General features: G+C 65.5%; 8 protein-coding genes. 4 read left to right on the forward strand and 4 right to left on the reverse strand.

The genetic code is table 11. The features are described from left to right. Positions 1 to 677, reverse strand: a 677-nt coding sequence (locus tag JOZ76_RS26350) for an efflux RND transporter periplasmic adaptor subunit (RefSeq protein WP_291703608.1), incomplete at its 3' end; no start/stop codon positions are given. Further along, positions 674 to 1,948 carry a divalent metal ion exporter subunit IhpA gene (gene ihpA, locus JOZ76_RS26355; protein ID WP_441300101.1) on the reverse strand — a complete coding sequence of 425 codons (1,275 nt, stop codon included), beginning with the start codon at positions 1,946 to 1,948 and terminating at the stop codon, positions 674 to 676. The genes JOZ76_RS26350 and ihpA, both read right to left, overlap by 4 nt. Positions 1,949 to 2,415: 467 nt before the next feature. Here ihpA and JOZ76_RS26360 point away from each other — a divergent pair, with 467 nt between their 5' ends. Beyond that, positions 2,416 to 3,825 (forward strand): cytochrome P450, encoded by a 1,410-nt coding sequence (locus JOZ76_RS26360; RefSeq protein WP_291703612.1) that lies wholly within the window; start codon positions 2,416 to 2,418, stop codon positions 3,823 to 3,825. Here JOZ76_RS26360 and JOZ76_RS26365 read toward each other — a convergent pair. After that, complete coding sequence (locus tag JOZ76_RS26365; RefSeq protein WP_291703614.1) at positions 3,784 to 5,511, reverse strand: hypothetical protein; 1,728 nt, start codon at positions 5,509 to 5,511, stop codon at positions 3,784 to 3,786. The genes JOZ76_RS26360 and JOZ76_RS26365 overlap by 42 nt on opposite strands. Before the next feature lie 416 nt (positions 5,512 to 5,927). Continuing rightward, positions 5,928 to 6,536: a TetR/AcrR family transcriptional regulator gene (locus tag JOZ76_RS26370; protein WP_291703616.1), complete on the reverse strand. Its 609-nt coding sequence runs from the start codon at positions 6,534 to 6,536 to the stop codon at positions 5,928 to 5,930. A gap of 203 nt (positions 6,537 to 6,739) precedes the next feature. Here JOZ76_RS26370 and JOZ76_RS26375 point away from each other — a divergent pair, with 203 nt between their 5' ends. The 3 genes from JOZ76_RS26375 to JOZ76_RS26385 all read left to right on the forward strand — a co-directional run bounded on the left by JOZ76_RS26375 (position 6,740) and on the right by JOZ76_RS26385 (position 9,868). After that, the gene (locus JOZ76_RS26375; RefSeq protein WP_291703619.1) at positions 6,740 to 7,642 is read left to right on the forward strand and encodes a DUF3313 domain-containing protein; all 903 of its coding nucleotides are present in this window, start codon (positions 6,740 to 6,742) and stop codon (positions 7,640 to 7,642) included. A 201-nt stretch (positions 7,643 to 7,843) separates the two neighbouring features. Beyond that, on the forward strand, positions 7,844 to 9,088 hold the full coding sequence (locus JOZ76_RS26380; protein WP_291703621.1) for a patatin-like phospholipase family protein: 1,245 nt from the start codon (positions 7,844 to 7,846) through the stop codon (positions 9,086 to 9,088). Between the two features lie 393 nt (positions 9,089 to 9,481). Next, on the forward strand, positions 9,482 to 9,868 hold the full coding sequence (locus JOZ76_RS26385; protein WP_291703623.1) for a response regulator: 387 nt from the start codon (positions 9,482 to 9,484) through the stop codon (positions 9,866 to 9,868). Positions 9,869 to 10,153 lie beyond the last annotated feature (285 nt).

Below are 10,153 nucleotides of genomic sequence, written 5' to 3' on the forward strand. Positions count from 1 at the left end.
CGCAGCCGCTGGTCGCCATTGGCGACCACGGCCCGCGCCAGCGCGCTCTGGGTCTCGCTGCTGCCGACCGGCGAGAGATAGGCGATGCGGGCCTCGATCGCGGCGCCGCCGTCGGTCGGATCGATGAAAACCTGGTCGCCGCTGTGAACCCGCTTGAGGTCGCGGCGGTAGACCGAGAAGTCGACCCAGACCGTCGACAGGTCGGCGATGACGAAAGCCGGCTTCTGCTCGGAGGCGTATTCGCCGAGCGTGGTCTGGCGGTCGATCACCGTGCCGGCGAGCGAGGATTTCAGCTCATAGGCCGTCAGACTCTGGTTGCTCTCGACGACCGCCAGCACCTCGCCTTTCTCGACGCGGTCGCCGATCCGCTTGCGCACCTCCTTGATGATGCCGGGAAAGCGTGGCGTGACCTGGACCAGCGCCTCCTGGTTGGCCTGGACAACGCCGTTCAGCAGCAGGTTTTCGCGCAGCACGGCAGGTGCTGCGGTCGCAAGCTCGATGCCGGCGGCGGCGATCTTTGCATTGCTCAGCACCACGCCGTCGGACCGGTCGTCCTTCTCGAGCTTCTCCGCGACCGCCGGTTTGGTCGTTGCCGGCGTCAGCATCCGGTAGCCGGCAGCGACCAGGACGGCCGCCGCCAGAACGAACACAAGGGATCGCAACATCCGACCGATCATCGCGAGCTCTCGCGGGCGAGCGAAAAGGGATTGCCGACCAGACCCTCGATGGTGGCAACCGCAATGTGGAAATTCTGCAGCGCTTCCTGTTCCCTGAGCAAGGCCTGCAGCAGCGATCCTCGCACGTCCAGCAGTTCGAGCAAGCTGAAACGGCCCTGGGCGTAGCCGTTCTGGATGGTCTCGGCGGCGCTGCGCGCGTTGGGAATGATGGAGGAGCGGAGCAGCTTCAGTTCGGCCAGCGCACCACCCGCGGCATCATAGGCGCGGCCGGCGATCGAGATCAGAAGCAGCTTGTTGGTGGCCCGCTCGGCGGTCGTCTTCGCCAGCGTCTCCTGCGCGGCGACGATGTTTCCCGTGTTCTGGTCGAACACCGGGAGCGGGATCGACAGATCGAGCCGCACGGCGTTGTCGCCGGTATCCTGGAAGTGCCGCCAGCCGGCCCCGACATGAACATCCGGCACTAGTCTTAGTCGGGCCAGGATGAGCTCGGCATGGCGCTGCGCGGCGACCGCAGTCCAGCGCATCAATTGCGGATTAGCCTCGATCGCCGCAACCACGCTCTGGAACGGCGGCGGCTGGCCGGTCGACGCCAGGCGGCCGACCGCCTCGCCGAAGGCGGGCGTGGTCTCGCCCATCAGGATGGCAAGGTCGCGCCGGGCGCTCGCCAGTTGGGTTCTGGCCCGTTCGCGGTCGGCACGAAACAGATCGGCGGCGACCTGGGCACGCTGGGTTTCCGCGGGCGAAGAGGCCCCCTCCTCGACCCGCCGCTTGAGCAGGGGGATGAGCTGGTCGAAGCTGGCGATCTGCTCGTCAAAGATCTCGATGCGGCGCTGCGCGCTCACCACGGTGATGAAGGCGATCGCGGTCTCCGACGCAACGTCGAGCTCTGTGGCGCGCCGCTGCCAGACCGCGGCGCTGAAGCCGGCCTCGCCGGACGCGATGCGCGCCTCGCGTTTGCCGCCGAGCTCGATCAGCTGGCTGAGTTGCAACGTCGTCTCGGCCGACCGCACACCCTGGAAGCGGCCGGAGCCCAGCGCATTGTCGAGCTCGAAGGCGAGTTCGGGATTTGGCAGGACGCTCGCCTGCAGCTTGAGACCCCCGGCGACGCCGACCTCGCGCGCGGCGGCTACGATCCGCGGATTGGCCGCGAGCGCCCGTTGCAGCGCTTCGCGCAACGAAATCGGGCGCGGCGCCCGCTCCGCGGCGTCCGCGAGCGGCATCGCGACAAGCCATGCGCACAACAGGCGCGCAGCCATCCCGGCGAAATTCATTCGTACCCAGACCCCCACCCGCCGCGACCGCTTCCTGCGCGCAGCGCCAATTCAGGAGGTCGAATATCCCGGCGGCGGCCTGCCCTGACCCGGATGCTCCACAAGCGGACCTGTCGGCCTCAAGAGGCTAACCAATTCCGTCCGCTTATACTATCGCCCGATCAGCCGCTCCACCGGTGATTTGGCACCTCGTGCTGCGATGCGAGCGCCCGGCCGCGGTAGAATGATCCCTCATCCCACGCGCTCCCAACGTGCGGCCCGATTTCGCCGGAACTCTGAGCCGGTTCACGACTTATCGAAAATTGTTGATGGAACGTGAGTGCGTCCACCGAACGGCCCGCTGCTCGGTAAACTGGTCTTTTGCTGTCCAAACCGTTTTGGCCATGTCGGTCGATCTGTTCAGAGTACAGCCATTCCGCCCACCGGCCCCCGTTCCGCCCGGGCGACGGCTCGGATTCATCCAGCTCTTGAGAGTCCTCGCGCGCAACCCGCTGGAATGCTGGAGCCAGGACTTCTTCAGCGAGAAGATCGCGCGCGTCGGTCTGCCGATCGGCCAGGCCTTCGTCGTCAATGATCCCGCGGCCATCCGCCATGTGCTGATCGACAACGCCTCAAATTACCGCAAGGACCCGATCCAGCGGCGCGTGCTCAGCGCCGGCCTAGCGGATGGCCTGCTGAGCGCCGAGGGCGAGCGCTGGGACATCCAGCGCCGAACGCTCGCTCCGCTGTTCTCGCTGCGCAACGTGCGCAGCCTGACCGCGAACATGCTGCAGGCAGTCGACCAGCTCAGCCGGCGCTGGCTTGCGCTTCCGCCCGGCAGCGTGGTCGATGTCGTGGCCGAGATGACGCTTTTGACGCTCAACGTGCTGGCGCTGACGATCTTCTCCGACGGCCTGCAGGGTGACCTCGACGAATTCCGCGGGTCCATGAACGACTATTTTCGCGCGGCGGGACGCATCGGGCTGCTTGATCTCGTCGGCGCTCCCGATTTTGTGCCGCGCCCGGGCGGACGCAAGCTCAAGGCGACGCTCGGATATTTTCAGGGCGTGATCGATGCACTGATCGAAACGCGGCAGAGTGAGTGCCGCAAGAACCCGTCAGACCAGCGTTGCGACCTGCTGTCGCTGCTGCTCGGCGCGCTCGACCCGGCCACTGGACGCGCGATGTCGCCTGCCGAGGTGCGCTCGAACATCCTGACCTTCTTGTCGGCCGGGCACGAGACCACGGCCAATACGCTGAGCTGGTCGCTGTACCTGCTGTCGCAGTCGGACGCGTGGCGGGCCGCTGTCGAGGCGGAGGCCGGCGAGAAGCTCGCAGGCCCCCCCGATACGCTGTTCGATCGCTTGACCGTCACGCGGGCGGTGGTCGAGGAAGCGCTGCGACTCTATCCCCCGATCTCGGCGCTCAGCCGGCTGGCGCAAGGACCGGACAGGCTGGGATGTCACGACATCAAAGCGCGCGCGCTGATCGTGATCTCTCCCTACGTGCTGCATCGCCATGTGAGCCTCTGGGACCAACCCGATCTGTTCGACCCCAGTCGCTTCCTTCCCGAGAGCAGGCGTACGATCGAACGCTTCGCCTATCTGCCGTTCGGCGCCGGACCGCGCACCTGCATCGGCTCGACCTTTGCGCTGCAGGAGGCGACCATCGCGCTCGCGACCCTGGTTGATCGCTTCAGTATCGCGCTTGCGGCGGGCGCAAAAGTGTGGCCGGTCATGAGCGTGACGCTGCGCCCCGGCGCCGGCCTGCCGATGCGGATCACGCCGAAAAGCAACGTCGAGGACGTCGGGCGAGATTGCCTGCCAGGCGTGACCGGCGAGCCCTTGCCGGCTGCGCTACCGCGCAGGATTTCCGGTCGGGGTACGAGCCGCTCGTGATGGATCTCTCGATGCATCCCTTGATGCATCCCTTGATGCATCCCTTGGCGAACGAATTGCGCGCAGGCTCGCCGGCCAGCCGGTGGGATCGATACCGGATGCTGGTTTCGGCCGCGCCGGTCGCGGCGGCGCTTGCACAGGCGGCGGCGCCGCCAGTCCGACCAGCTGCGCGGGACGCGGTCTCGTCCGCGCAGGCTGCGGTCGGACTTGTGCAATGCCGCTCGCCTGCGCCGCACGCCACTGCATGAATTCGCGAAACAGCTTTTCGTCCGCCGCCTCATCGGCCGGCGCGCGGTCGCGCTGCGGCTCGGTCGTCACCGGCACCGCCTCGTCAGGGGTTGCGCGCACCGGCGCAGCCGCGGCCGCCCCGGCGCCGGCGTCCCGCACGGAGATGGCGGCCGCGGGCTCCGGCAAAGCCGTTTCGTCGCCGTCGGGGAGTGCGCGTGCCGCCATCTTGTTGTCGTGCGGCAGCTCCAGCGAGATGGCGAGATCGACGCTGCCGGCGGCGGGCACCTCGAGCGGCGGCGCATCATTGGTCTGGTGGCTGACCGCCAGCGCCGCCGGCGCCGGGCCCTGTATTGCCGGCGTCGCGGCCTCCGCCGTCGTGGCCCGGCCGAGCCATGGCTGTTGCGGCGCCGACAGCAGCAATACGACGCAGCCCAGTGCCAACAGCCCTGCTACCGGATAGGCGATCGTGCCCGCGCGACGGCGCGCCGTGCGAGCCTCGGGCCGGACCAGAAATGCCGTCAGCGCCACAAGCATCATCGCTGTGACAAAGGCGGCAAGCCCGAGGCCGCCGCCGATCCCCGGCAGGAACGTCCGCACCAGGACCAGCATGGCGGTGAGCACGAGCGCGCCCGTGACCGGCGCAGACCAGCCGCTGAGCCGCTCGGGTGTCGACATTCCCAAAAAGCATCCCGCGTAAAAGGCGTCCAGCAGGCGCGTGTCGGCGGGATTGTTCAGACAAAGGCTCGCCATGCCGATCAGCGCGACGGCGGAGGCGACAAAGGTCCGCTCCGCCTGGTTGGCTGCGGCCGTGCTGCGCCATCGCAGCATGGTCATGGTGGCAAACAGACCCACGGCGCAGGCCGCACAGCTGAGCGCTTCGGACGCGACGTCGAGTTTGAGCGGCTCGCCGGGAAGACCGTGAAACAACCTGTCCTCGGCGCCGAACATCGGCGCAGCCGCAACGAACAGGAACGACGCCAGCGTGGCGATGGCGCCAGAGCGACCACCATAGCCGAACGCGAGCCTTCGTTTCGAGCGCGCGTCGATTTCGGCGATGACGGCGAATACGAGGCCGGAGACGATCGACAGCGAGATGAAGAGCGCGCTGGCCGGCATGAGCTGGCGATCCGACCCGCCCGCGTAGAGCCAAAGCACCGGCGTCATGCCGACGAACGAGCCGCCATAGACGGCAATGAAGAAATCCGCCGGCAGCAGATGCGACGCCCGCATGATCAGCAGCTGGCCGCAGATCAGCGAGGTGGCGAGCGCCGAGGCGATGCCAGGCGCGATGCCGAACGCGCAGAGATACAAGGTCGTCAGGCAGCCGAGCACAGCGCCGGCGAATGCGGCTGCGCCGGGGCGAAACACGAAACCGCGGGCCGGCGGAGTTGCGGCCGAAGTCCGGTGCGGCTTTGCGAAGACGTTGCTGATCCCGAACCACAACCTGAGCGCGAGCATCTGCGCGTCTTGAAAGGTACGAAAGCCCCTCGTCCGCCCCGGCTCGTTCACTCCGCCCACCATGCAACACGACCTCGAACCAAACAGCGAGGAACAAAGTGGCGCGACCCGCAGTCGACCCAGTTCGCGCAAAAGACATGCGAACGGCTTCGCTCAAGGCTCATTCCTCGCAACCCTCGCGATCGACAGGAGTCGATTGAACAAGCGTCGAGGCCTTTGCGTACCAAGCCGGCCGCAATGGAACCTTCCGCCGCAATTGTGGCAATCCAATCCGATGATGACACTGCGCGCGCCAAAATCGTCCGGTGCGCCCTTATTACAACAGCACGCGACGCGTGCTTGCGGTGGATACATCTCGACAGAGTTGCGCCGGTGCTTTCGAGATCGCTCGCATCGCTGCCGCGAGCGGCGCGGCGTCAAATCTCGGCCTTCAGATTCCTGAATCCGTCCTGAATGTATTTCGCAAGCGGACGCTTGCCGCCCTGCTCGAGCCAGGCTTCGGTTGCGAGACGTGCGACGCCCATCGCGGCCATCGCCACGAGACGCAGACGCTCGCGGCGTTCCTTGGCCGGCCACAATTCGCACAAGCCCTCGAACAGAACCTGCTCGCGCCCGAGATAGCTGTGCTGCTTGCGCGCCTGCAGAACCTCGCTCTGCCGGATCACCCGCACGATCGCAATCGTCCTCGCCGATCCCAATCGCGTCGACAGATCCATCAGCGCCTGCTCGACGGCATCGATCGGGGCGGCCATGGCGCCCTGCTTCAGCACGGCCACCTTGAGCGCGTCGGCATAGCCTTCGACATGTGCGAGCAGGAGATCGTCCTTGCTCTTGAAGTAATGGAAGAAGGTCCGCCGCGAGATGCCGGCGCTGGCTGCGATCTCGTCGAGCGTCGTCGCCTCAAAACCGTTCGCGACGAACAGCTCCATGGCGACGTCGGCAATGCGCTGCAGGGTCTCGCGCCTGTTCCGCTCGCGTAGGCCTTCTATTTTGGTGGAGCGGATTTGAGTGAGGGGTGCGCGCATCGAAATATTTTTTGTAACCGCGTGTTGCAGGCGCTGCGAGAGGTTACCGATTGTTACAATCGGGCGTTGGCAGGACATCACCGGGACACGCCATCAGTCAAGGCTGTGGCGCTTGCTCCAGAGGTCACAAAGTCGCCCCATCAAATCTTTACACCTGATGCAATAATGCACTAGGTGCAAATAAATCAAGACGTGGATCTCCAATGGCGGCTCACAGGTATGACCGGGTCGACACGCCCGGCGCAAATCGCGACCAGACCGCGTTGACGGACTGGCTCACCGTCGGCGCGACCGTTGCGCTCGTGGCGCTGACCGCGGCCGGCTGCGCCAACGCCCCACTGGATCGTGCGGGCTCGCTGCAGGCCTATGACGACCTGACCCCGTCGGACGGGCTGGTCACGCGGACGCTGCTGAAGGTCGCCAAGGACGATGTGCTGGCGGCGAAGACGATCAAGATCGTCCCCACGACATTTTCGGATGCGGCCGGCACCGTGCCGTTCACGCCGGCCCAGCGCGGCCTCGTCGCCAACGCCGCCGACCGATCGCTATGCGCCGGCCTCGCCGAGCGTTTTCAGGTGGTGGGTCCCACTGAGATGGCGGATCTCACGGTTCATGCCGTAGTCACCCATGTCGCGGCCACCGATCCTGTTGCGGTCGGCTTCTCGAAGGGCGCCTCCGTTGCGAAAAGTGTTCTCCTCCCCGCCGTGCCCGTTCCGGTGCCGCGCATTCCAATCGGACTCGGCAGCCTGTCGCTCGAGGCCGAAGCGCGTGACATCAAGGGCCAGCAAAAGGCGGCGATGATCTGGGGACGCGCAGCGAACGCCCTCACCGATTCGGGGCGGGTCGCCGAGAACGGCGATGCCTACACGCTGGCCGTCGCGTTCGGCGATGATTTCAGCAAGCTCCTGGTCAAGGGCGAGACGCCGTTCGGAAAGCTGCCCGCGCTGCCATCGATCGAGAAGCTTGGCGCGCAGCTCGGCGGCGCGCCAAAATATCCGGCCTGCGAAGCGTTCGGACGTCCGCCCGGCCTCGTCGGCATGCTCGGCGACGGCATCGGACTGCCGCCCGATTGGACCGACAAGGGTGCAGCGGCACACAACGATTGAGCAAGATGCGGAACCTCTACTCGAATAATGTGTGCAACTGGTCGCTTCTGCGGTGTCAAGGCTGGAACCGGCCGCGCGGCGTCGCTCAATTGCCATGTTCTGGGATTTAAGCCCTTGGCAAGCCGGGAAGAGGCAGGCGTTCGGTTCGGTATGCAAGCGATATGTGAGCGCGATCGGCGCCTGCGATGGGCAGTTGCCACCATGTCTGCCCTGATCCGACGCCCGCCGGCGCGGACATGTCAGGCGCTCGTGCTGGGCGCGCTGCTGTTTGCCGCGGGCTGTACCGCAATCTCGCCGCGCAACGCCCTGCCCGAGGCGGTCGCGGCGCGCGGTGAACCCACGGGATTTCACAACATCCGCTATTGGGGTGACGAGACCGCAATTGATGCGGTCTCGTCCGATTCAAACAACGCGGATGCGATGGCCGTCTCGTTCACACGTGGTGAAGCAAGGCGGCAGCTCAACATGCTGGCGATTTCGGGCGGCGCCGAGGACGGCGCGTTCGGCGCCGGCGTTCTCTCTGGCTGGGGCGATGCCGGCAACCGGCCGTCCTTCGATCTCGTTACCGGCGTCAGTTCCGGCGCGCTGATCGCGCCCTTCGTGTTTCTCGGCCGCGAACGCGACGATCAGCTGCGCGAGATTTTCACCCGCTATGGCCGCAAGGACGTCTTCACCTACAACGTCTCCGACCTGGTGCGGGGCGCCGCGCTGCTCGACGACACGCCGCTCGCCCAGCTGATCGAGAAATATATCGACCAGGAGTTCATGCGCGAGGTCGCGCAGGAGCGCGGCAAGGGGCGCGTGCTGCTGATCGGCACCACCAATCTCGACGCGCAGCGGCCTGTGCTGTGGGACATGGGGCGCATCGCGGCGAGCGACAGTCCGGAAGCGCTCGAGCTGTTCCGAAAAGTGCTGCTGGCCTCCGCAACGCTGCCCGGCGTGTTCGCGCCGGTGCGCATAAAAGTGCGCGTGGCGGGTCAGGATTATGACGAGCTTCACGTTGACGGCGGGGTGACACGGCAGGTGTTCATTGCGCCTTCGATCATGAAGCTGGTGTCCGGCAGCCCGGCGCACAAGACGGTCAGCGGGTCGCGCCTCTACGTCATTCGCAATGGCCGGATCGATCCGCAGTTCAAGCCGGTCAGCGCCAATGTGCTGTCGGTGACGCGGCGCTCGCTGTCGACGCTGATCAAGAACCAGAGCATCGGCGATCTCTATCGCATCTATTCGATGGCGCGGCAGAGCGGCGTCGAGTTCAATCTCGCCAGCATTCCCGCCGATTTCGACCAGCAGACGGACGAGCCGTTCGACCAGAAATACATGTCGGCGCTGTTCGATCGCGGCTATGCGATGGGCCGTCGCGGCTATCCTTGGGTGAAAAACCTTCCCGGACTGGAAGCATCGGGCCCGCAATCGGGCGCACGGCTTCGAAGCGCGATGAATTGAGGTGGAACGGCGCCCTGCGGAGGTGCCGTTCTGCCGTCTCCCCATCCCCGAACGCGTCTTCACGATTCCGGCACGCAGCGGTCGTCCACAAGCGCTTTTCGAAAAAATCCTCTGATGAACAGCGGAACCCTACGCTGCCACCGCTGCAACTCCGGGTGACAACACGCCCTCCCGCGCATTCACCCGCATAAATTGTGATCAATCGAGGCCAACTGCACGCCACCACAGCGTGCACAACGACTCATTTGCACATCATTTGTGCAGAATCCCGTGGCAAATCCCAAAGAGAATGCTCGCCCTGAGGGTGCAGAACCCCGTTTTCTCACGGAGAAACTTATCCACGTTGTCCACCGTTGTCGCTTTTCGAGGGACCAACAATCCTGGGGATAAACTGTGGGACAATCGAATCCAATTCGCCCGGTCGCGCTCATCGTCGAAAACGACGCCTCACAACGCGAGGTGATCTCGATCCTGCTCGAAGAAAGCGACTACGTCGTCATGGAATGCCAAAGCGCCGAGGCGGCGGAGCTCGTTCTGCGCGAACTGGGCGAGGGGCTCACATTGCTCATCACCGACGTCAACCTCGCCGGCCGCATGAACGGCGTCGAACTCGCTTTCGTGGCGCGCCAGTACAATCAAGGCCTCGACATCATCGTGACCTCGGGTTGGCCATTGCATCAGCCCCTGCCCGACGGCGCAAAATTCTGGGCCAAGCCGTGGGCGCCCGTCGACATTTTGCGCGAGGCGGCGATGCTGCAGGCACCGGGATCGTCGCGCTAAGCATGATGAAATGAGGTTCGGTCAAGGCCGTACGGAAGATGCTCCCCTCTCTCCGCTTGCGGGGCCGCGCGAGCAAGAGCTCGCGCTGTGAGGGTTGGGGTGAGGGAAGTCTCAAGCAACCGACCCGGTGGAGACTCCCCCTTACCCGCCGCGCACTTAGCGATGCCAAAGGCATCGCTCGTGGCGCGGCGACCTCTCCCCGCAAGCGGGGAGAGGTGAACAGCCGAACCGGTGCATCTAGTCGAGCAGACTTCATCGTGCTTTAGAGCGTTTTCCGTTCCGATT

Origin of the sequence: Bradyrhizobium sp. (assembly GCF_019244115.1) — a bacterium.
Lineage (GTDB): Bacteria > Pseudomonadota > Alphaproteobacteria > Rhizobiales > Xanthobacteraceae > Bradyrhizobium.

Excerpts from the sequence above, each read along its gene's own strand:
- ihpA (WP_441300101.1), bottom strand. The coding sequence starts at position 1,948 with ATGAATTTCGCCGGGATGGCTGCGCGCCTGTTGTGCGCATGGCTTGTC.
- JOZ76_RS26365 (WP_291703614.1), bottom strand. The coding sequence starts at position 5,511 with ATGCTCGCGCTCAGGTTGTGGTTCGGGATCAGCAACGTCTTCGCAAAG.
- JOZ76_RS26370 (WP_291703616.1), bottom strand. The coding sequence starts at position 6,536 with ATGCGCGCACCCCTCACTCAAATCCGCTCCACCAAAATAGAAGGCCTA.
- JOZ76_RS26375 (WP_291703619.1), top strand. The coding sequence starts at position 6,740 with ATGGCGGCTCACAGGTATGACCGGGTCGACACGCCCGGCGCAAATCGC.
- JOZ76_RS26380 (WP_291703621.1), top strand. The coding sequence starts at position 7,844 with ATGTCTGCCCTGATCCGACGCCCGCCGGCGCGGACATGTCAGGCGCTC.